Source organism: Paenibacillus allorhizosphaerae (assembly GCF_042659105.1).
Classification (GTDB): domain Bacteria; phylum Bacillota; class Bacilli; order Paenibacillales; family NBRC-103111; genus Paenibacillus_G; species Paenibacillus_G allorhizosphaerae.
Map to the genome: position 1 here is coordinate 415,949 of NZ_JBHSRV010000001.1, position 22,279 is coordinate 438,227.

18 protein-coding genes are annotated in these 22,279 nt (G+C 52.5%); 4 read left to right on the forward strand and 14 right to left on the reverse strand.

All coding sequences use genetic code 11. The features are described 5' to 3' along the window. Positions 1-164 precede the first annotated feature (164 nt). The 6 genes from ACFQI7_RS01740 to ACFQI7_RS01765 form a co-directional block, all read right to left on the reverse strand. Positions 165-968 carry a carbohydrate ABC transporter permease gene (locus tag ACFQI7_RS01740; RefSeq protein WP_218096679.1) on the reverse strand — a complete coding sequence of 268 codons (804 nt, stop codon included), beginning with the start codon at positions 966-968 and terminating at the stop codon, positions 165-167. Next, positions 965-1,912: a carbohydrate ABC transporter permease gene (locus ACFQI7_RS01745; protein WP_230414584.1), complete on the reverse strand. Its 948-nt coding sequence runs from the start codon at positions 1,910-1,912 to the stop codon at positions 965-967. Before ACFQI7_RS01745 ends, ACFQI7_RS01740 begins: the two co-directional genes overlap by 4 nt. A gap of 118 nt (positions 1,913-2,030) precedes the next feature. After that, complete coding sequence (locus tag ACFQI7_RS01750; protein ID WP_218096681.1) at positions 2,031-3,392, reverse strand: ABC transporter substrate-binding protein; 1,362 nt, start codon at positions 3,390-3,392, stop codon at positions 2,031-2,033. A gap of 103 nt (positions 3,393-3,495) precedes the next feature. Further along, complete coding sequence (locus ACFQI7_RS01755) at positions 3,496-5,265, reverse strand: sensor histidine kinase (RefSeq protein WP_218096682.1); 1,770 nt, start codon at positions 5,263-5,265, stop codon at positions 3,496-3,498. Next, entirely contained in the window at positions 5,252-6,850 is a 1,599-nt protein-coding gene (locus ACFQI7_RS01760) for a response regulator transcription factor (protein ID WP_218096683.1), read from the reverse strand. The genes ACFQI7_RS01755 and ACFQI7_RS01760 overlap by 14 nt, the downstream gene beginning before the upstream one ends. Before the next feature lie 113 nt (positions 6,851-6,963). After that, positions 6,964-7,941, reverse strand: a complete 978-nt coding sequence (locus ACFQI7_RS01765) for an ATP-dependent DNA ligase (protein ID WP_218096684.1) — start codon at positions 7,939-7,941, stop codon at positions 6,964-6,966. Between the two features lie 68 nt (positions 7,942-8,009). Between ACFQI7_RS01765 and ligD the strand changes: the two genes are divergently transcribed. Beyond that, positions 8,010-8,918 carry a non-homologous end-joining DNA ligase gene (ligD, locus tag ACFQI7_RS01770; protein ID WP_218096685.1) on the forward strand — a complete coding sequence of 303 codons (909 nt, stop codon included), beginning with the start codon at positions 8,010-8,012 and terminating at the stop codon, positions 8,916-8,918. Between the two features lie 529 nt (positions 8,919-9,447). Here ligD and ACFQI7_RS01775 read toward each other — a convergent pair. The 3 genes from ACFQI7_RS01775 to ACFQI7_RS01785 all read right to left on the reverse strand — a co-directional run bounded on the left by ACFQI7_RS01775 (position 9,448) and on the right by ACFQI7_RS01785 (position 12,623). Continuing rightward, positions 9,448-10,695, reverse strand: a complete 1,248-nt coding sequence (locus ACFQI7_RS01775; RefSeq protein WP_218096686.1) for an MFS transporter — start codon at positions 10,693-10,695, stop codon at positions 9,448-9,450. A 164-nt stretch (positions 10,696-10,859) separates the two neighbouring features. Next, positions 10,860-11,627 (reverse strand): TIM barrel protein, encoded by a 768-nt coding sequence (locus ACFQI7_RS01780; protein ID WP_218096687.1) that lies wholly within the window; start codon positions 11,625-11,627, stop codon positions 10,860-10,862. A gap of 27 nt (positions 11,628-11,654) precedes the next feature. Continuing rightward, positions 11,655-12,623: a Gfo/Idh/MocA family protein gene (locus tag ACFQI7_RS01785; RefSeq protein ID WP_218096688.1), complete on the reverse strand. Its 969-nt coding sequence runs from the start codon at positions 12,621-12,623 to the stop codon at positions 11,655-11,657. A 261-nt stretch (positions 12,624-12,884) separates the two neighbouring features. On the opposite strand from ACFQI7_RS01785, the gene ACFQI7_RS01790 reads away from it, so the two are divergent. Continuing rightward, positions 12,885-13,355: a DinB family protein gene (locus ACFQI7_RS01790; RefSeq protein ID WP_218096689.1), complete on the forward strand. Its 471-nt coding sequence runs from the start codon at positions 12,885-12,887 to the stop codon at positions 13,353-13,355. Between the two features lie 119 nt (positions 13,356-13,474). On the opposite strand, the gene ACFQI7_RS01795 is transcribed toward ACFQI7_RS01790, so the two are convergent. Both ACFQI7_RS01795 and ACFQI7_RS01800 read right to left on the reverse strand, forming a co-directional pair. Next, positions 13,475-14,488, reverse strand: a complete 1,014-nt coding sequence (locus ACFQI7_RS01795) for an SDR family oxidoreductase (RefSeq protein ID WP_329958193.1) — start codon at positions 14,486-14,488, stop codon at positions 13,475-13,477. Positions 14,489-14,541: 53 nt separating this feature from the next. After that, entirely contained in the window at positions 14,542-16,740 is a 2,199-nt protein-coding gene (locus ACFQI7_RS01800) for an MMPL family transporter (RefSeq protein WP_218096691.1), read from the reverse strand. Between the two features lie 187 nt (positions 16,741-16,927). Here ACFQI7_RS01800 and ACFQI7_RS01805 point away from each other — a divergent pair, with 187 nt between their 5' ends. Both ACFQI7_RS01805 and ACFQI7_RS01810 read left to right on the forward strand, forming a co-directional pair. Then, positions 16,928-17,566 carry a TetR/AcrR family transcriptional regulator gene (locus ACFQI7_RS01805; RefSeq protein ID WP_218096692.1) on the forward strand — a complete coding sequence of 213 codons (639 nt, stop codon included), beginning with the start codon at positions 16,928-16,930 and terminating at the stop codon, positions 17,564-17,566. Between the two features lie 164 nt (positions 17,567-17,730). After that, complete coding sequence (locus tag ACFQI7_RS01810; RefSeq protein ID WP_218096989.1) at positions 17,731-18,780, forward strand: LLM class flavin-dependent oxidoreductase; 1,050 nt, start codon at positions 17,731-17,733, stop codon at positions 18,778-18,780. A 121-nt stretch (positions 18,781-18,901) separates the two neighbouring features. Here ACFQI7_RS01810 and ACFQI7_RS01815 read toward each other — a convergent pair whose 3' ends face one another. The 3 genes from ACFQI7_RS01815 to ACFQI7_RS01825 all read right to left on the reverse strand — a co-directional run bounded on the left by ACFQI7_RS01815 (position 18,902) and on the right by ACFQI7_RS01825 (position 22,271). Continuing rightward, positions 18,902-19,693: a nucleotidyltransferase domain-containing protein gene (locus ACFQI7_RS01815; protein ID WP_218096693.1), complete on the reverse strand. Its 792-nt coding sequence runs from the start codon at positions 19,691-19,693 to the stop codon at positions 18,902-18,904. A gap of 209 nt (positions 19,694-19,902) precedes the next feature. Further along, the gene (locus tag ACFQI7_RS01820) at positions 19,903-21,138 is read right to left on the reverse strand and encodes a cytochrome P450 (protein WP_218096694.1); all 1,236 of its coding nucleotides are present in this window, start codon (positions 21,136-21,138) and stop codon (positions 19,903-19,905) included. Between the two features lie 506 nt (positions 21,139-21,644). Continuing rightward, positions 21,645-22,271, reverse strand: coding sequence for a chloramphenicol phosphotransferase CPT family protein (locus ACFQI7_RS01825; RefSeq protein ID WP_218096695.1), 627 nt, complete (start codon positions 22,269-22,271; stop codon positions 21,645-21,647). Positions 22,272-22,279 lie beyond the last annotated feature (8 nt).

Sequence of the window (22,279 nt, forward strand, 5' to 3'; positions counted from 1 at the left end):
CTTTGCCCGATTACGCAGCAATAGGCCGCCGATAGCATTCGGCAGCCTCGTAGTGCTGGTTCTTGATTCCATGAAGGTTCGAAACAACTTCGACGTGCATGAAACTTTGGATTGAAAGCGACTGATGCACGATGCAGCGTAATGCATATCCCGGAGAAGCACCTTTATCCTTTTATGGCTCCGGCCGTGATGCCTTTAATGAACGTTTTCGAGCCGAGCAGGAAGACGATCAATACGGGAATCGTCGACATGGCCAGTGCCGCCATCCGCGCGGCATAATCGGTACGATGCACGATGCCGAGATTCGACACGAACACCGGGATCGTATACCATTTCGAATTGTTAATGGTGACGAGCGGCAGCAAGTAATTATTCCACGACCACAAGAAGACGAGCGTGGCGAGGGTGGACAAGCCCGGCACGATCAACGGAAAGACGATGCGGAATAAAATGCCCGGCTCCGAGCAGCCGTCGATCCGCGCGCATTCGATCATTTCGCTAGGCACCGAGTCCTTGATGTACTGCGTCATGAAAAACGCCCCGAACGGGAACGCCGTCCAAATCAAGATAATCGGAAATAACGTATTGCCAAGCCCCATATGCTTCATTTGGATAATATAGCCGATCAATCCGACTTGAGACGGTACCATCAATGTAATGATAATAAAATAATTCATGAACCGCTTCATGCGAAATTCATATTTGGCGACCGCATAACCGGCCAGCGCACTGATGAGTACCGAGAGCACAACCGAGCATACGGAGACGATAAGGCTATTTGCATACACTCGAAAAAAATTGGTCGCAAACACCGTCTTCAAATTTTCCGGCAAATAATCGCTCGGCCACAGCGGCAGCCCTTTGAAAATATCTTCATTATAATAGGTCGACATCGTCAGCATTACGTAAAACGGCACGAGCGAGATCGCGGTGACGAGCAGCAGGAACGTCCATTTCAGCACCTTCATGACGTTTCCTCCTTACCGGATGTCAATTTGTAGCTCAGAATCGACAAAATGACGATAATGACGAACAGCGTATAGGCGATGGATGCGCCATACCCGAACCTCGTATTGGAAATAAACGAATCGTCCACGAATTTCCAGATGACGGTCAATGCAGCGTTATCCGGTCCGCCGATCGAGCTTGCTCCCGACCAGCCGCCGTACAGCAACTTCGGTTCGTCGAACAACTGAAGGCCGCCGATGACAGACGTTACGACGAGAAACACCGTAATGTTTCGGAGCAGCGGAAGCGTAATTCGCGTAAACGTATGAAACCCGGTCGAACCGTCCACTTTCGCCGCTTCGAATATTTCTTGCGGCACAGCCGTCATCCCGGCCAAATAAATGGCCATGAAATAGCCGAGATACCGCCATATGATCATGATCGCAATGATGATTCGCGACGACCACGGATTTTGCAGCCAATAATAGCCTTCCTCCATCAACCCGAGACGAAGGAGCACCTGATTGACCGTACCGGTCTGCCAATCGAACAGAAACGAGAAAATAAAGCCGATCGCGACGGGCGTCGTAATGTACGGCAGCATGTTGACCGTTTGAAAAAAACGGCGGCCCCGCGTCAGATGAAACGTCCAGAATGCGAGCAGCATTCCGAGCACGAGCGTTGCTGGCAGAGACATCAGCATAATGACGAACGTGTTGTACAGCGACTTGTAAAACAGCGGATCGTTTGTCAGCAGCTGCACGTAATTGTCCAGTCCGATAAACGTCTTCGGGCCGACGCCGTTCCACTCGTTCAAGCTTAAATAAAGCGAGTAGGCGACAGGGTATAAATGAAACAGGATATAGAGCGCTACAAACGGCAGTACGAACAAATAGGGCCATACGCGTATGCCGGGATTGCGGATCGCCAGCCCCCAACGCTTAGCAACGGTTTCTGTCTTCAAGTCCACACCCCCACCGGTTCCCGAATATAGTTGGGAAACGGCCCCTTGTTCCATCCGCTTGCGATAGAGCGGGATGGCCTAGGCTCGGGCACCGTTTCCCTTTTTGCGATAAATGGCGTTACTTCAATACGGCATCGGGAGCTTTGCTCTTCACTTCGGCCTTGAATTTCTCCAGCGCCTTGTCCGCATCGATGCTCGTATCCTGGGTCCATAGCGGGTACAGCGTCTTGAACGCGCCGTCTACGATCGATTCATATTTCGTTTGCGCCTGCCCCTTCAAGTCCGGAACGATTTTGTCGATAAAATATTTCGTCAAATTTTGCCCGCCGAAAAAAGCGTCAAATTCGGAGCCTTTGTTGACGAGATCAGCATTTTTCGTATAAAACGATTTGATGCCCGGCGTAAAACCGAATTTCTCCAGCGCGATTTTGGTCCCTTCGTCGGAAACATAACAGAAGTTAATAAACGCCCACGCCGCCTGTTTTTGTTTGCTATCCTTATATATGCTGACAGCCGTGCCACCGAGCGTGTAGCCTCCGCCAGGCGCTTTGACCAAGCCCCAGCGTCCTTTGCCGTCCTTGTCGTTAGCCGAAATGTTCCATTTCGGTCCCCAAGGGGCCATGCCGTAAAAAATGTTCTCGCCCTTGGACAGCGAGCTCGACCAGGCCGGAGAACTCATCTCGTATTTGCCTAATATGCCGGCATTGCGCATTTTGAATAATGTATCCAGCGGGCCTTTCATCCGTTTGGTCAAGTCGATTTCTTTGCCTTTGATGTATTCCATCGCGTTTTGCCCGCGCAGCACGCCGAACGCATCGCTCAGCCCGGCAAACATCGTCACCTTGCCGCCGCTCTTTTCTTTGACCTCGATGCCTTTGGCGATAAAGGCGTTCCAGTCCGGCAGCAATTTCTCCAGCTGCGCCGGGTCATCGGTGCCCAAATACTGCTTTGCCAAGTCCCGGCGATACGCAAGACCGGCCGGCGTAATTTGCTGATCGACGCCGACCAGCTCCCCCTTCGAATTCGTCAGCAGCGGAATCAAATAGTCGAGCAGCTCCGCCCTTTTGAAATTGTACGGCGCTTTCTCGATGTTATCGAGCACATCCAGGTCGAACAGTTTGCCTCGATAAGCCATCTCGCTTAAGATGACATCGGGCACATCCGAGCCGGACGCAATGCCGCTTTGCAGCTTTTGCAAATAATCGTTCGGATTGACGACCGTATATTCCACTTTAATATTCGGATACTTTTTGTTGAACTCCGGGATCATCGTTTTTTGGAACGTTTCGTCCCAATCCCATACTTTGATCGTCGCTTTCAACTCATTCGGATTGGCTGCGTTCCCCTTGCCGTCGCCGGAAGAGGCCGCCTCGCCCCCCGCCGGTTTCGAATCGCCTCCGCTGCATCCCGCCGCCACGGACGCAACCAGCATGAAGGTCAACAACAAAAACAAATACAGCTTTGTTTTTCGTTTCGCCATTCGTTTTCCTCCATTCGATATCCTCCACTCGCAGTAAGCGCTTACACCAATCATATTACCGAATTCGGTTCGGTCAGCCAATGCAACAATCCGGTTATTTTGTTCAATATCCGGCAGTTTCTTCTGTAATCGGAAGCTCAAACGGCAGCCGGATCAAAACGGACGTGCCATCCATCGGCTTGCTGCGGATATCGACATGAAAAGACGAGCCGTAATGATGCTGCAGCCGTTCCTTTATGTTGGACAGGCCGATGCCTCTCGTGTGATTCGTCGGATGTCCGGATTTGGAGCCGTCGATGAGACGCTGCAGCGCGGACGCATCCATGCCGACCCCGTTATCCTCAATGCCGACGACCAGTTGTCCCTCTTCGCAATACGTGCGGATGCGAATCAGGCCCGGCTCCTCGGACGGCTGTATACCATGAAACAAGGCGTTTTCCACCAGCGGCTGAATCATCATGCGCGGCAGGACGGCTTGCGCCGTTTCTTCGCCGATCTGCCATTCGACCGTAAACCGCTCCGGATACCGGTACTGCTGGATGCCGATGTAGTTCCGGATAATCTCCACCTCTTCGGCTACCGTCGCAAATTCCGCACCTTTGCCGGTTTTGATCGTATCTTGCAAAATGGCGATCAAATTTTCCGTAATTTTGGCTACATCGCGGTTGCGTTCGTCATGCGACAAATAAATGACGGTGTTGAGAGTGTTATATACAAAATGAGGATTTATTTGCGACATAAGCAAATCGATCTGCATCCGACGTTTCGTCTCTTCGTCCCGAACCGAAGATGCGATCCGCTCCTTCAGCTCGATCACCATCTTGTTAAAACCGGCGCCGAGAATTTCCATTTCATCGCCGCTTCGGATCATGATGCTCGTGTTCAAATCGCCGACGGAAACACGCTTCATCGCCTGGGTCAGGCGAGATATCGGATTCGTGATGCTCCAGATGATGGGCAGCATGATAGCGAGCGTCACGACAAGACTAGAGACGATAATGATCAAATACATGTACAGGATGTTGTTGATTTTATCGAACAACCTGCTTTTGGAGATGACGGCAACCTGCACCCAGTCTTTCATCGAATCGTCGGTCAGCACGATATGGTCGCGATTTTCCGCATAGGACTTGCCGTTCGTGAACGTCTTGGCAATCATATCGGTGAACCTCTTGTCCTCTGGCGGCTTGCTGCCGTAGAGCGGCTGGCCCTCCCCGTTCAGCAGCATGACCTGTTCGAAAGCGGCCATGCCCTGGCCAAACGCTTGACTGATCTCCGAATACGCGATATCGAGCACCAGATCGTACTCGGCTGACGAACGATCGAGCAAATTTTTGTAATGGGCAGTATAGCTGATCACCATCTGATTGCCGCCGCCCATGTTCGCCCGGTTCAATTCGTGCGGAACGGAAAATCCGGTGCTCGTACCGCGCTGCTTCATATCCGTGAACCAACGTTCCTTTAAGTAATCGGCAAAGTACGATTCGAAGCCGCTGTTGTTCGAGAACACTTGCCCGTCGCTGCGGACGATCATAATATTGTAAATCGTCGTGTTCAAGGACGTAAACCGCTTGAGCTTTTCTTTGACGCCTTCCTTAATGAAGTGCGCTTCCTCCAGCGACAGGCTCTCTCTCGGAATGAGCAGCGTATTGATTTCTTCGTCGGAAATAATGTATTCGGCCGTCTTGATCGCCTGCTCCTGAAACCTCCGGATTTGCGACGCCGTTTGCGACAGCTTCGTCTTCGTGTCGCCCACCGACTGCTCCCGAATGATCCGCGTCACGTAAAGATAGGTAAAAAAGCCGCTCAACGACAGTGAAATGATCACGACGAGCGCCGTGCTGGCGATAATTTTCGTTCTAATCTTGATCAACGCTGCCAGCTCCTTTCCCTTCGGCATATTCCAGCGGATTGACGCCCGTCATCTTGCGGAACACTTGGCTGAAATATTGGCTGCTTTTATAGCCGGTTTTCAGCGCAATCTCGTATATTTTGTAGTTGCCCGTCTCCAGCAATTGTTTGGCGTGCCCGATCCGGATTCGCGTCATATATTCAAGAATCGTGAAGCCGGTCTCTTCCTTGAACAGATGCCGCAGGCGGTCGCCGCTCACTCCGACGCGTTCGGCCAAATATTCGGCGGTCAGCTCCTCGGCATAATGGGCATGCATGTATTCCAGCGTATGCCGGATTTTGCGCGAATACCCGGCATTCGCAGCGTTCTCCGCCTCGCGGAGCGTTTCCATAAACACGCCGATGAACCAATCCCGGATCGAATCGACGTGATGCCAGCGCGACGGGTCGCTTCTCCCTTCTTCGGCCACCCAAAGGTCAAACCGCTGCAGGCTGCGGGACTTCCGGTATCGCTCCAGCGTCTCCGTCAGTTCATCGCACACGGCGCGCAGCCGTTCCGGCCGCCGCCGCTTCGTCGCGGATTCGAAAGCGGCTATGATCGCCGTACGCAGCCCGTCCGCATCGCCCGTCGCGAGCGTCTCCGCGACCGCCGCAACCTCTGCGGCCGGGACCATCTGCAGAGGCGGCTCTTTCGCATCGGAGTCAACATCTTCCGGCATAAGGAGCGTGCTGCTCCGCAAAAAAACGGATGCTTGGATCGCCCGTTCCGTCTCGCGGTACGCCGAAGCCAGCTTGTTCAGCTCCTCGAAGGAGCGGGACGCCGCCAGCGTGACGTTCGTGCCGTGCTGCTCCTTACAATAACGTCGCATGGCCCCTGCGACGGCGAGCAGCCGATCCATCCGCTGCCTTTCGCTTTGCAGACGTACGGCGGCCCCAAGGACGACGCCCCAACGTCCATCGCGAATAGGAAGCGTTTCCAAAACATAATAGGAATCGCTTTCCATATTCGGCGGCACAGGGGATGGCAGCGGCGAAGCAGGCGGTGACTGTTCCGAAGGAAGCGTCAGCACCGGGAACGGCTGGTCCCGCTGTACCATTATAAATTCGTACCGGTAAGGCCGTTCGGCGCTCTTTAGCAGTGCAATTTGATCGCTAGGCAAATCGCGTCCGGACAATAAGTCAACAAATAACTGACGCCTAACCCATAAATCGCGTTTTTGCTCACGCTCCAGATCGCTTTTGATTTTGAGCATCTCTTTTTCCAATTGATCGGCTTTCAATTCATGTTTGACCAAGTAATCATACACTCCGATTTTGACCGCTTCCTTGGCATATTCAAATTCCTTATAGGCGGTCAGCAGAACGATTTTCAGCTCTCTTGCGATCTCCAGCGCTTGCCGGCTGAAAGCCAGCCCGTCCAGAACGGGCATCCGGATGTCCACGAAGGCAATATGCGGTTGATGCCGGAGCACCAACTCCAGCGCTTTTTCGGGAAACGTCGATTCCGCTACCACCTCAAATCCAAGAGCTTCCCAATCGATCATTTGCTTGATATGACGAATCGCCAGCACCTCGTCGTCGACTATAATGACTTTGATCCGATCCATGGCACCACTCCACACCTTGCAATTTTTTTACATCGTACGCAATCGATTGTAGGCGCCATTATTATATCACGATGCTGTAACCTTCCGTAACCGTATTCGCTGCTCTACAGTGTTTACATATCCATCGGGAAAACGCACTCCCTTGCAGGCTTCTCCACAAAAGCCTGAATGCTCGGCTGCCTTAACGACCGTCCCTCTTGCAGCCTCCACTCGGTGTACATAATCTTGGCGCAGAGTGTCGGCAGCACCCAATAAACGTTATGATGCCTTTCCGGTTTATTCGCGAAGGGTGACTCGCGAATGACATGAGGCTTAAGTTTCTCCGTCAATTCGCGCCACTCCGGCTTCGACAGTCTCCCGGTTCCGGTATGTCCGATATACCAGAACCGACCTTCCTTATCATACAGTCCAAGCAGCACCGCATTGACGATATTTCCGCTAAGCGTGAACCCGCCGATCGCTGCGATGATATCGCCGTAGTTTTTGACTTTTACCCAATTTGCGTTTTTCCCCGCGATTTCGTAGCCGCTGTCGAGGCGTTTGCATACGATTCCTTCCATCCGTTGTTGTTTCATCAGCTCGAACAGGGCATGACCATCGGTTTGCGGCGTCACCTGCTGAACAACCGGGTTCGGAAGGAGCATATCGCCCAGCAGCTTTAACCGCTCATGCAGCGGCCGCTGATGTACCCAGCTCCCGTTATGGTATAAAATATCAAACACCATGTAATATACGGGCACGTGCTTCTTTACTTGATCCACTCTTTCCATTCGCCGGAGCCCGTCTCTTCGCATCACCTCATGGAAGGACGGCTTTCCGTCTTCGGCCAGCGCAATGATTTCTCCATCCAATATAAAACAATTCGTTCGCGAGTACGAAGAAATGTCATGAAGCTCCGGATAGTGCTCAGTCCGTTCATGCAGCTTGCGGTTATATAACGCGATGCCATTGCCGTCAGCATAAGCGAGAATACGAACTCCATCCCACTTGATTTGATATATCCATTGGTCTCCCGTAGGAATTATTTCTTGTCTAACCGGTTCAAAAGGAATGATTGGCTTCAAGGCTGTCCGACCTCCGCTCGCGTTCATCGTACACATAGCCTTTACCATATTTGTGCAAAATATGATAAAAGACGATCCGGATTGGAGCTTACGGGATGAATGACCTCACGGTAAACGTGGAAGGCAAAGAGCTAACGATTACGAACCCCGATAAACTTCTATGGCCCGCTGCGCGTATAAGCAAAAAACAATATATCGCCTACTTAAGTGCAGTCGCGCCCTATCTTCTGTCTTATGCGAAAGACCGCATGCTCATGATCTGGCGTTACCCGGAGGGGATCGAGGGAAAACGGTTGGAAGAGCGTTCCATCCATGGACATGCTCACAATTGGGTGCCGCGGATCGTTTATCAGGAAAAAGAACGAATTTTATTGAATAATGCCGCCACATTGGTGTGGGTTGCAAACATGGCTGCCCTGGAGCTTCATGTCCCATTCGATACATACCAGCGAAAAGATTTTCCCACGGAGCTTGTGCTGGATTTGGATCCCCCTGATGAGCATAGCTTTGTCATGGCGAGCGAAGTCGCGCTTCGGATTAAGGCGGTTCTTGACTCCTTGACGCTCACCAGCGTTCCCAAGACTTCGGGTGCCACCGGTCTGCAAATTTATGTACCGATCGTGCCGAAATATCCGTTTGAAGACACTCGGTTAGTGAACCGTTTTGTAGCCGAGTTCATTCAGCAGCAGCTTCCCGGCCTCGTTACTTTGGACCGTGTCGTCCGCCGCCGCGGAGGCAAGCTGTACCTCGATTATATGCAGCTCTGGCGCGGACGGACGATGCCGGCTCCTTATTCCGTCAGAGCCAGGAAAGAAGCAACCGTCTCGACGCCTCTACTGTGGGAAGAAATTGAGCGCGGAATACGACCGGTTGATTTCACCATGCAATCGGTAGTTGCGCGGCTGCAAACGCTCGGCGATCTGTTCAGCCCGATCACTACCGATAAAGCCCGTAATATTAATTCGCTGGATGAGATCATACGGTTCGTCAAGGCTCGCCGCTAACACGCGGTGGTGATCGTCAGCAACAGGATGTCCCACAACAGCTCGTTAACGGGAAAATCGCTACTTTTAACAGCCGCATCAACTTGAAAGTAACCATTCGAGAAATAAGAGGCGAGACCACTCTGGACAATATCAAACGAGAGCTTGAGTCGGTGCTTACGAATCGGTTTCATCAAATGTTCCAAAAAAATCCTGTCAAAACAAGCGGACATTTTAGGAATCGGTCAATTTTTCCGCTACAAAATAGGGATCGTCTGGAGGATTGGAGGACGGACTATTATCCGTATATGAAATTGAACGTTTGGATCCATACGATTATTCAAAACGAAGGCAATCTCAAAACGATTGGAAAATCGGACTTCTAGGGAGCATCAGTGGTGAAAGGAGCAACCGGTATCGCGGTTACTCCGGTGTTATAGCCACCAGCATAATGCAATAAAAGCCGCAAATCAAAATCTGCGGCTTTTTGGATGCGGGAATATAATTGCATGGGAACCATAAACTCTCGATACGCAAACGAACGTACGGATTATTTCTCTCCGCCTTTCCCGCGCTCTCCGACTAAAAAGACTACAACGAACTGAAACATCGCCGCAGCGAGCAGCACCAGCGGAAGCATAGGTCCGGTTAAATTACTTGCGGTCGCCAGCAGCACCAATATGGCCGTGATCCGGCCGACATTGACAAACAACTCTCGCATCACGATCGATTCGATACGCAGCGCTCCTTTTAACGGCAGCTCACCTATGATTCTGTAATAATGGTTCGTCAGGATGTTTCCCTGAATTACGTTGAAGCTTGAATACAACACCATATAAATGACAATCGTGACGATATCCAGTTTCCATAACAGCAGCGACGCTCCCACTATATACCCGGTTGCCGCGAGCGCCAAGTAACGTTTGGAAAATCGGAGCTTCCCCCATTTGCCGAATCCGTACCCGGTCAACACAGCCAAGCCGGAAAACAGAACCCCCAAGTAACCGACCAGGTCTTCACGCGGCGTCGCCTGGTAAAGCAGCAAGTTAGGCAAAAACATCATCAGGCCTTGAAGCATGGCATAGATGTAATACGCAATCAACGACCATCGCCAATTCCGATTTTTGCGAAACGGCAGAAACATCAGATGCAAATAGTAAGCGCGGTGATGCGACTGAAGCGTCTTGATGCGCAAGCTCCCGATCGTTGTCAGCAAAAACATGACAAAAGCAAACGCAAAGACGATCATGTAGCCTTTCAATCCGTCCATCCGGCTGATGATCAATCCGGCCAGAGCCGGACCCGCCAAACCGGCCAACGTAAAGGCGATCATATTGAGAGACAAATACCTCATCCGGTTTTGTTCGTTCGACACTTCGTACATCAGCGTCAAATAGGCCGTCCAATAGAAAGAGGACGCCAACGCATTGATGACGGCGAACAGAACATAATATTTCGCCACCGCTGCTCCGGATAAAATGACGAGCAAGTAGAAGAACACGAACCCGACGATTCCGATCCGGTAAGCTACCATGCGGTCTTTCCGCTTCGCAAACCATCCCGCGAGCGCAAAGCCGACAGGCGTGAACAGAAAAACAACGATGTTGAACATCCCGCTCACAAGCAGGCTGTGCGTCAAGCGCCACAAGTACAATGTCAGGAAAACGCTGGACATCGAAGCGCCGAATTGAAAGAAACCGTGCAGCACGATAGATGTTACCGCTTCTTTGGACAACCTCTTTTCGCTGGGCACGGCGCCCCTGATCTGCTGCATCACACGTCCCATTTCAATCCTCATCGTCTGTCCCCCCGCGATGTATACCCGTTCCATACACAGGTCATTATAGCGGATGGGCGGCTGTGCTGTAACCCTATTTTTTCATCCTTTAGATGTGCGCATAAAAAAGGTTAGCCCACGATCTCGGCTAACCTGTTGTGACACGGTCCGTCTCCCTCATGCGATCAACCGAGGTTTGACAGGATGTCGCTCTTGAACTGCTCGATCGCTTCGTCCGTATCGATCGTATAGCCGCATTCCAGACCGACAAAACCGCTGAATCCGGTTTCTTTAATCGCTTTCAATATATTGATATAGTTCAGCTCCCCGGTTCCGGGCTGCTTTCTTCCCGGGTTATCGGCAATATGGTAATGGTTGATCCGCTCGATATATCCGGTAGCGTTGCGAATGACGTTGCCTTCGGTTATTTGCTGATGATATACGTCAAAAACGAGCTTAACATGACTGCTCGCCACTTTGTCGATTACGTCGACCGCTTCGTCTGAACGCTGCAAATAATGGCCCTTATGGTTCACAAGCCCGTTCAAGGGCTCAATCTCCAGCACAATGTCCGCGCTCTCGCAAAGCGGTGCGCATCTTTTCAGCGTTTCGACCATCGCCTCGTGCTGAAGCTCGCGCGCCACTCCCTCGATCTCGTTGCCGGTCTGGGTAATGATCGATTTCACGCCGAGAATACGGCAAGCTTCGATCGTTTCTTTCAACGCATCGATATACTGCTCCCGCTTGGACGCATCCACCAGATTGAAAAATTTCGTGCACGTGGCGATAATACCGACGCCGATTCGCTCCTGTTCTTTCGCCGTCTGCTTCAAGTCTTCGAGATTCCACCAACCGTAATACTCCAGGCCGTGCAGACCGTGCTCCTTGATTTTTTCAAGATGATACACCGCGTCCTTGCCTTTATAAGCTCCTATACAAAGCGAATACTTCATCTATCGTCGCCCCTTCCTTCCCACATGTCACAGCTTCACCGGATGGCCGGTTACGGCCGATTCGTTGGCGGCCACCGTCACTTTATGCGTCTTGATTGCATCTTCATAGGTCGACAGGATGCCGGACGCGTCTCCGGTGCGAATCGCGTCCAGAAACGCCACATCTTCCGCAAAATAAGCGTTGGTCGAGCCTTTGTATTCCGTGACGCGGTCTTTGCGAATTTCCTTCAGGTTCCCGCCTCGAATTTCCAATATCCCTTGATCCGTATACACATCGAGCCCAACATGGTGCCCTACTGGAAGCAGACAGGTGTTGGAGACGGTTGCGACCATGCCGTTATGCAGTTTCATCGTAACGGTGCCGACATCCGCCACATCGGTTCCTTCCACCTTCCGCTGCATGACGCGATGACCGTAGGCCGCATACACTTCAACGACATCGCCGCACAAGTAACGCAGCAGATCGGTAATATGCGTCGTTTGCTCGACAAACTGGCCGCCCGAGCCTTGCTGCACTCTCCACCACGTAACCATCGGCATCCCGCCCATCCAGTAACCGAGCGCCATCCCCGCTTCGCTTTCCGCCAGCAATTGCCGCGCTTTCCGCGTCGAATCGTGATAACGCCAATGAAAACCGACGGATGTCGTCAACGATTTGGCCTTGATTAGTTCAACGATGCGGTCAGGCAGCTCTTGATCGATACCGAGCGGTTTTTCCACCAGAAACGGAATCCCCCGCTCGGTCAGGCTCTCTTCCGCTTCCCCGTGCGCCATAGGCGGGATGCAGATGTACACGCCGTCCAGCTTCTGGTCGTCCAGCATGTCCGCGATTCGCGTAAACGCTTTCGCATGAGGCCATTGCCGAGCGGCTTGCTCCGCTCTTTCCAACGCAATATCGCAAAACGAGCTTACCGTAACGCCTTCCATTTTAGCCAAATTGCTCAGATGGTTTTTGGCGATTCCGCCTGTGCCGATAAATCCGATCTTTAACGTCATTTTCCCAGCCTCCCGGAATGGACAATATGTTAGCTACTATATTCAATAGACTAAACAAATATGAACTTCATTCTCAGGTGATAGATAGAATGCGATTTACAGCTAATGGCGTCTGCAGATCGTTCCAACTATATTGTATCATTTGGAATGAACAAGCTGCGAGTTCTTTTTTTCGCTTCGCTTGGCTGTGCTCCTTTCCGCAATTATGTTATACTAACATTTACTTTTGGATTTTTTTTCAAAATCAAAGGAGTGGATCAAATGGAAGCTATCGTATTCAAGCAGTTGGAATTTGTACGGAAGCAAACACTCAAGGTGCTTGACGGTGTTAAGGATCATATAGCGGCATCCATACCGGACAAGTTCCGCAACCATATCTTATGGCAGGCCGGACACATTTACTTGGTGCAAGAACGATTTGCATTTTTGATCCACGGATTCGACGCAGAGCTTCCGGAATCGTATAAATCGCTGTTTGCTCCGGGTAGCGCACCGGCCTCCTGGACCGGGACTGCACCGTCTTTAGCGGAAGTAACGGACTTGCTGCGAAATCAACCGCAGCGTATCAGGCAAAACTTGAAAGGACGACTCGGGGAATCGTCTCCTTCGCCTTACACCACTTCCAGCGGATTGACGCTTGAGACGATTGGCGAGTTTGTGAATTTTTCTTTGTATCACGAAGGGATGCACTTCAATGCAATCAAGCAGTATAAAGCGCTGCTTACCCCATAGGTAAACCTGTTTATTGAGCAACTTCGATCAGCCTGATCAATAAACATATCCCGCAAGCAAAACCTCCGCTCTCACTTGTTGAAGTGAAATTGGAGGTTTTTGCATTTGCTGCGCTGTCATTACACGCCTAACGGGTTCAAGCGGAGCCATTCGGCCGTGTCGCGCAGTGTCTCTTCCAGCGGGCGTAATTGAATGCCCAGTTCACGCTTCGCTTTATCCGAGCTCGTGCGAAGCTTCCCGGTAAGCACGCGGACGGAGTCAACGGTCAGGTTCGTTTCCTTTCCCGACAAGGCCGCCATCGTTTCCGACAGCCATGCCACCGCATAGATCATTGGCCTCGAAACGCTGCGCTTCGGTTCCTCCACGCCCGTAACAAGCTTGAGGGTTTGGCCCAGTTCGGCCAAACTGGCATGATGCGCAGCGATAATGTAACGCTCGCCCGCCTTCCCCCTGCTTGCGGCAGCGAGCATGGCCGCTGCGACATCCCTCGCATCGACGACGTCGAAACCGGAATCGAACACGCCTTGCAGCCGCCGGTTCATATAATCAAGCACGAACTTCCCGCTGCTCGTCGGAGCGGCGTCGCCGGGGCCGAACATCCAAGCCGGCAGCACGGTGGTAACGGGCAATTGCGATTTGTGGGCGTATTCGGCAATCGCTTTGTCCCCGAGTATTTTGCTGCGGGCGTACGGGGTTGGCGCTTCGCTCGACAGCAGCACATCGCTTTCCTCGCTCGCTTTGCCGTCCGAACGTTTGCGGATCGCGGCGTTGCTGCTCGTGTGAATTACTTTTCCGACGCCATGCCGCTGAGCCTGTTCGAATAGCCTCACGGTATTGTCAACGTTGATCCGCTGCAGCATCGGCCAATGATTGCTTCTGCCGGCGAAAGCTTCGCGAAAATAGGCGGCCGTATGAAACAGCACGTCACAGCCTTTCATCGCCGGAGCAAACGCGTCGATGTCGTTCATGTCGCCGACGACAATGTCTGCGCCGGTACCGCCGAGAATGGCTTCCGCTTTATTCCGGCTCCGGGCAAGCGCCCGAACCTCAAACCCCTCCTGAAGTAACAACCGTACGAGATTATTACCAAGCAATCCTGTACTCCCAGTCACAAAAGCACGTATGACGAACACCCTCTCTCTCCATGTTTTTTTCTTCGAGCTGCGCTATTGCGAGCATCAGCAGTTCACGGACTTCTCCTTTCCTGCAAAGCGCCGCTCCCTTCCCTGAAGCCGTAACGATCCCACCATCGCATCATCGAGCCCGGCGACCACCAGGCCCACTTGCCGAGCAAACGCATCGTAGCCGGAACGAGCAGACCGCGAACGATGGTGACGTCGACGATAATGGCGATCACGAGCCCGACGCCGATCATCTTCATGAAGGTGATGCTCGATACGATGAAGCCGCCTACGACCACAAGCAGCAGCAGCGCCGCGTTAGTAATGATGCCGGCCGTTCGCTGAACGCCCAGGGCAACCGACTCGACGGGATCGCCCGAGTTCACCCATTGCTCGCGTATCCTGGAAAGCAGGAACAATTCGTAGTCCATCGAAAGCCCGAAGGCAATCGCGACGATGAGGACGGGAAAATTGACGTCCACGGCACCGACCGGTACGAACTGAAGCGCCTCCGCGAAATACCCGTCTTGAAAAATGAGCTTGATCGCACCGAATGCCGCCGAAAGCGACAGCAAGTTCATTACGATCGATTTGAGCGGCAGCAGCAGCGATCCGAAGGCAAGGAACAAAATGATGAAGGAAACGACGGCTACGAACAGCATCATCCACGGCAGTCGGGAAGCGATCATCTCCACAATATCCACCCGGGAGACGGGCATGCCCGTGAACAACGATTCGCTGCCTTGCGGCGCCGTTTCGGCGCGAAGCTGCTCCACCATTCGAGCGGCCTCGCGTGACTGCGGATCCGGCGAATAGCCGAGCGTGAGCCGAGCGCTATTGCCGTGAACGCCTGTCAGTTTTGCGCTTTCGATGCCTTCCACGATTAGAAGCCGGTTCATATATTGCTGCAACGCGCCTTGCATCGCCGGCGAAGTCGGCGACTCTTTCGTCTCCAGGACAACCGTTATGATTCGGGCCGGATCGCTCTGAAAGTCGGTTCGCAATTTCTCCGTCACCGCCCGGGCGTCCGCATCAACAGGCAGTACCCAATCTCCCGGTCTCGCCCAGTTCACGCCGAGAAACGGCGAGCCGAGCGCAACGAGCAGGATGACGATCCCCATCGTGCTAAGCAGCGGCCTGCGCATGACGGCGTGTGCTGTGCGATACCATCTGCCCCTGGTTTCATCGAACGAAGCGTTCGCAGCCTTTGCTCTTGCCATCGATGGCAGCGGAATGCGCAGCGCGTTGATCCGGTGGCCGGCAAACCGCAGCAGCGCAGGGAGCACGATCAATGTGCTTAGAACGGCGAACAAGACCGCGGCCATGCCGCTGATGCCCATCGAGCTGAGAAATCTCGACGGAAACACGACAAGGCAAGCGACGGATACGGCTACGGTTACGCCAGAGAACGCAACGGTGCGCCCCGCCGTCGCCATCGTCCTCACAATCGCATCGTCGACGGTAAGTCCATGGGCCAGCTCCTCCCGGTAACGGCTTACCATAAACAGCGCGTAATCGATCGCAAGTCCCAATCCGAGCATCGTAATGACGTTAATGGAAAAGGTCGAAATATCCACGATTGCGGTCAACGATCGCAGAACCGCGAACGAACCTACGGCAACGATCACCCCGATGACAAGCGGCATAGACGCAGCGACGGCGCTTCGGAAGATGAGCACCAGCAGGATAAGAAGCAGCGGAATCGACAGCATCTCGGCAAGTGCAATATCTCTGCCGGTCTGTGCGTTCACTTGCTCGGTCATAGGCGTCAACCCGCCGAACTTCACCGTCAAGCCTTCGACCTGAAACAAATTTTTGAGTGCCTTGAATTGCCGGACGCGCTCCTGCTCATCGTCCGAGGGAAGCTGAAGCGTGACATAGCCTGCATGCCGGTCTCCGGAGACGAAGGCTTCGTCTCCACTGGTCCAATACGAGCTCATCCTCACGGCCGCATCCGCCGGAATGGCGGTTAACGCCTTACGGACCGGCCCGGCAAAGCCGGGATCGTCTACGGTCATATCCGGATGCTCATACAGCACGACAACATCCGAAACGTAACGGCCGAGAGGTCCGGCCAGGATGACGTCCGCTTTGGCCGAATCGCTTTGCGGATCGTCGAACCCCGCTCCCCCGGCAAGTCTGCCCAATGCGCCGCTCCCCCATATCCCCGCAAACGCGACGAACAGGACGGTAACAAGCAGAACACCCCATCTTCGCTTTGCTGCCGTTCGACCCAGGGCGGCAAACAAACTTTGCTCCATCATTCAATCACTCTCGCTTTCATCTGCTTATCGATTACAAGATCAACCAAAATATACAACATTAATTGAACGATGTAAACTGATTTGTATAATATTAGTTTAATTTGTTATAATACGTTCAGTTCGTTTCATATTGCGTGCTGTATGCTATACTAATTGAATACCGGACATTAGCAGGAGGAAACACGAAATGGATAAAGCCAAGAGCAAAAACAAATATTTCGATAAAATCAAACCGGTGCTTCGGAAAAACCGCTTCAGTCAACTCAACATGGATGACATGGCCAGACATATGGATATCAGCAAAGCAACGCTGTATAAGTATTTCTCGTCCAAGGACGAAATCATTGCCATGTTCGTGGAACATTGCGTGGACTATTTCAAACGCGCCGACGGCCTGTTGATGAATCCAAACGTTTCGTATGGCGAGCGTTTCCAGAGAACGTACGAGCATTCCTTGAAAGCCGTTATCTATACGCCCGATTTTTTATTGCATGATCTCAAAGAAATTTATCCGCATTTACATGACAGCCTCATGCTTGCGCAGCAGGAGCGGATTAAAAGTTTGGCCAAATTTTTCGAAGCCGGCGCTGCCGAAGGCATATTCAATCCGATCAACGCCACTCTGTTTATGGTGCAGGACGATGTCGTGCTTCGGCGCATATTGGAGCCTTCGTTCACGATCCAGTTCGATCTGACGTTGAAAAAATCGCTGCTCGATTTTTACGCGTTGAAAAAATATCAACTGATTGCAGCGGATCAATTGGACACCGTGGACGACTCGCTGATGGAAAAGGAAATTTCGTTGATTATTCAACAAATCTCATAACCATTGTTTTCTCTGGGCTTATTTGCGTTTGAAATCGTACGCCGTGGTACCCTCCCTCCGACTTCAGCCTGCTATTCGCTTACTAAAGTTGAGAAACGATAAAAAAATGAGTAAACTGTAGGTATTGAAGGAGGAGAATCAACATGTCGGATCAAAATAGCCGTATGGAAATAGGAATTAGTACGTTTTTGGAGGCTACGCCGGACCCGGTTACCGGGGAAGTGATCAGCCATGCCGAACGGTTGCGCGACGCGGTCGAGGAAATCGTGCTGGCCGATCAGGTCGGACTGGATGTGTACGGCATCGGGGAGCATCATCGTTCCGATTACGCGGGGACCGCACCTGCCGTCGTCTTGGCAGCCGCGGCGGCCATGACCAAACGGATCCGGCTTACAAGCGCGGTGACCGTGCTGTCCTCCGACGACCCGGTACGCGTGTATCAACAGTTCTCCACCTTAGACGGCATCTCGAACGGGCGCGCTGAAATTATGGCCGGCCGGGGTTCGTTCATTGAATCTTTCCCGCTGTTCGGATACAGCCTTGATGATTACGACGAATTGTTCGAGGAAAAACTGGAGCTGCTGCTTGCGATCCGGGCTTCGGAGAAAGTAACGTGGCGCGGTGGTCATCGTCCCGTAATCCGCAACCTTGGCGTCTATCCGCGCTCCGTCCAAAATCCGCTGCCGGTCTGGATCGCAAGCGGCGGCAATCCGGAGTCCGCGATTCGCGCAGGCACGCTGGGCCTTCCGATCGCATTCGCCATCATCGGCGGCATGCCGGAAAGCTTCCGGCCTCTTGTCGCCCTCTACAAGGAAGCAGCCGCGAAAGCCGGACATGATCCGGACAAGCTGTCGATCGCAACGCATTCGCACGGATTTGTCGGGGAAACGACCGAACAGGCGGCAGACTTGTTCTTCCCTTCGACGCAAGCCCAAATGAACGTCATCGGACGCGAGCGGGGTTGGGGCAGTTACAGCCGCGCGACATTCGATGCCGCACGCAGCCCTCGGGGTGCGCTCTATGTAGGCGATCCTGAATATGTGGCGGAGAAAATCATTTTGCTGCGTAAAAATTTGGGGGTCAATCGCTTTTTCCTGCATATCAACGTCGGCACCATGCCGCACCGCGATGTTATGCGCGCCATCGAGCTGCTCGGCACGAGAGTGGCACCTATCGTACGCAAGGAGCTGGCGCGAAACGAATCAAAGCAATAACCGGCCTGCTTACCATGTAGCAAGGCACTGATTGTTCCATACCGGCTATAAAAAAGTGTGCGGACCGTGAAGGTTGCGCACACTTCTTGCTTGGATTTGCATTTCGTCGGCATCGTCCGCATCAGTTTCCTGCATGGCCGCTCTCGTCCATTTGTGCAAGCAGACGCTCGGCCTGAGCCACCGCCTTACGAAACAGCTCATCTGCCGCGTCGATTCGCTCTGCAATGTCTTGTACGGATTGTACGCCGTACAAATGCTCCAGCGTTACTGTCACTTCCGCCGGAAAATCCCGCGTTGCGTGTACGAGGAAGCAATCGGCCTGGAACGGCGTATGGATCATCCGCAGCACATCGACCAGCGGCTTCAAGACGTATTTTTGATAATAAATCAACGACTCCAAAAAAAGACCGCGATGCGTATATTTAATCGCCCGGCTTCGCTGACTGTAAACTCCCAGCGCTTCCGTCAGCTGAGAACGAAGCGATGTCCGGTGAGACACAGGATCGATGTTATGATATTGGACGATCGACGTTTTATCGAATAATACGACCGGTACGACCGTTTGATCCTCGCGCTGGAACGATACGGGAAAGCTTTCGCTTTGAATCGTCACGTCAATGAGAAGATGCGCCGACGTCTCTTGCAGATGATATACTTTATAGCGGTTATTGTCCGGACGCCCGGGCTGCTCATACTCGATATCCACTTGTCCCATTCGGCGCATGCAATCGTCCAGTCGCTGTATAGCCTCGACTGTAAATCCTTCTTTCGTGTAACAAACCACATCGATGTCGGAATATTCGTCCAGGCTGCCGGTGCCGTCCGAACCTTCAAGCCATAAAGCAAGGATGAACTCTTCCGATTCAAGCGCGGTCGCCATTTCGCGAAGAACCGTATCGCGGTTTATTTTCATAGCCGATTCCCCCCAGCCTGCAGATGCATTAGATGCTTTTCATTGTACCACTCCTTCCTTCATGGTACTTTGGAAAGTTTCCGTGAGATGGAAACTTTCCTCCGCCACAAATTTCGTACAATGAAAAAAAATGCATATCATACGCTTGCTTAGCGTTAGGCTGTGACTATTCCGCGCAACCTCGCAGTGCCGCTGGTTCCCGGTTACGATTAGAGCGGTTGGAATACAACCGGATAATGCTTAACGCCATAAACAAACGGACTTTGAATGGGTGTAAGGTCCGCGTCCGCTGCCAAACGAATGTCCCCCATCCGCTCGATGATCGTGCGCAGAGCGATCTGACCTTCCAACCTGGCCAGCGGCGCGCCGAGACAAAAATGAATGCCGAAGCCGAAGGAAAGGTGAGCGTTCGGTTTGCGGTCGATGATAAACGTCTCGGGATCGGCGAATTTCGTTTCGTCGCGATTGGCGGATGCCACCCAGGAAACGACTTGATCGCCTTTTTTAATTGATTTCCCGCCAATCTCGATATCTGCGGCGGCGACCCTGCCAATGGCCTGAATGGGTGGATAAAAGCGCAGCACTTCCTCAATGAAGGACGCCACCAGCTCGGGATTGTGCCTCAATTGCTGCTGCACATCCGTTTTTTCCGTCAGGATGCGAACGGCGTTCGTGATGAGATTGGTTGTCGTTTCGTTTCCGGCTGCCAGCAGCAGGATGGAGAAGCCGAGGATTTCTTTATCGGTCAGCTTCTGCCCTTCGATTTCCGCCGATAACAACAGTGAAATAAGATCTTCTTGCGGCTCAAGTCGGCGCTGCTCGACAATTTGGGCGAAGTAGGCATTCAACTGTTCCGTGGCTTGGCCTTTTTCCGCCATCACTTGATAAAACGCTTCATCCGTATTTTCCTCCGGTCCTTTCACCAAAATATCGGACCATTCCTTGAACAGGTCGCGGTCCTTCGACGGGACGCCAAGCAGCTCGGCAATAACGATGACCGGCAGCGGTACGGCCAAATCATGCACCATATCCATCGCGCCTTTATCCAGTACGGCGTTCAGCAAATCGTTCGTAATGGAACGAATGTGCGGCTCCAGTTCGGAGATGATTTTCGGCGTAAACGCTTTGTTGACTAGCGCCCTCATCTGACTGTGCCGCGGGGGGTCCATCGTTAAGATGGTTTCCCTTTCTTTATCGGACAGCATGCGGACGGAAGAAAATGCGGCGGGGTCCTTCAAAATCCGGTGAACGTCCTCATACCGGAACACATCCCATGTACTGCGGCTTTCGTCGAATCGAACCGGCGTCAATCGGCGCAGCAAGTTGTATACGGGAAACGGAAGAAGTCTTTTTTCCTTCGTATTCAATTCGGCGACTGGAATAATGTTGGCGTATCGCTCCGACTTTTTGGTTTCCACAGCAATTCTCCTCTCGGTAAATACCATTTGTTTCTAATACTTTTCCCACAAACTTGAAATATCATCCTTGCTGCCCAGGGCGTGAAAATTATCCCGCTTCCTTGATTTGTGTACACGAATTTGACGGTGATCACTCAAAACAAAGGAGCATCCTGACGCTAAGATTCATCTTAGCTCGGGACGCCCCTTTGTTTTGTTCACCTTCGCAACATTCGCGTGTGCATATGATGGGGAGAGATTCGCTCCGCTCTCGTTCAGCGGGAAAGCAGCCGCCTTGCGTTGCGTATGCGCTCATGCTGCTGCATAAATAGATGGTGCCGCAGAGTGAAAAAGGCGCAAAAAATACGAACAGGAGAAAGGTCGGAAGTATATTCCATCCTTTCTCCTGTTTTGACCGAGAACGGAAACAGCCTGCTCTCCAGATACTTGAGCGTTCATTCCCGGTACATTCTTCATCATAGGTGACGTTCGCCCGATGCATGTCTTGAGAACGGGGACAACTAAACAGCAACCTTCGTCGCTTGCCCGTTCCTCTAACCGGTAGCCAACGCCTCAAGTCGCCGGAAAGCGGTTGATGGCGCATCATCGTTGAGCCGGTTTCGGATGACGGCGGCACATTCCTCTGAGCTCATCGCCGAGGTATCGACCTCAATGTCGTATATCCCTGGCTCATGTACGGCTTGCTGCCACAAACGAACCGGCTTAGGCACCGAACCATCGTCTGGAGTGCTTGCCCCCCACGTAGCCCGCCGTCTTTCCATGACTACCTCGAGCGGGCAGCGTACGCCGACGAACAATACCGGTAGTCCTTTCAATTGCAGAGCGCAGTTTGGGAGAATTCCTCGCGGTATCGAATAGACATCGTGATGACCGACATCCACTACGACGTTGAGCCCCAAGCGGCTGTGCGCGGCAATCGACTCATACATGGCGCGGTACAAGGTTGCAATGAGAGGCTCAAGATCGGGACGCTCTCCCCCGGGCCGCAGCCCGATCCCGGGTTGATAACGTTCAGGGGTCATCTGCATGAACCGATCGACACCCATATTCATCCATACTCCTTCGAACGTATTCTGGATCACGGCGGCAATGCTGGACTTACCGGATCGCGGAGTACCGTTCAGTATTACGATTTGGCCAGGCGTATCTGTTTGTAGCATGCGCTTCC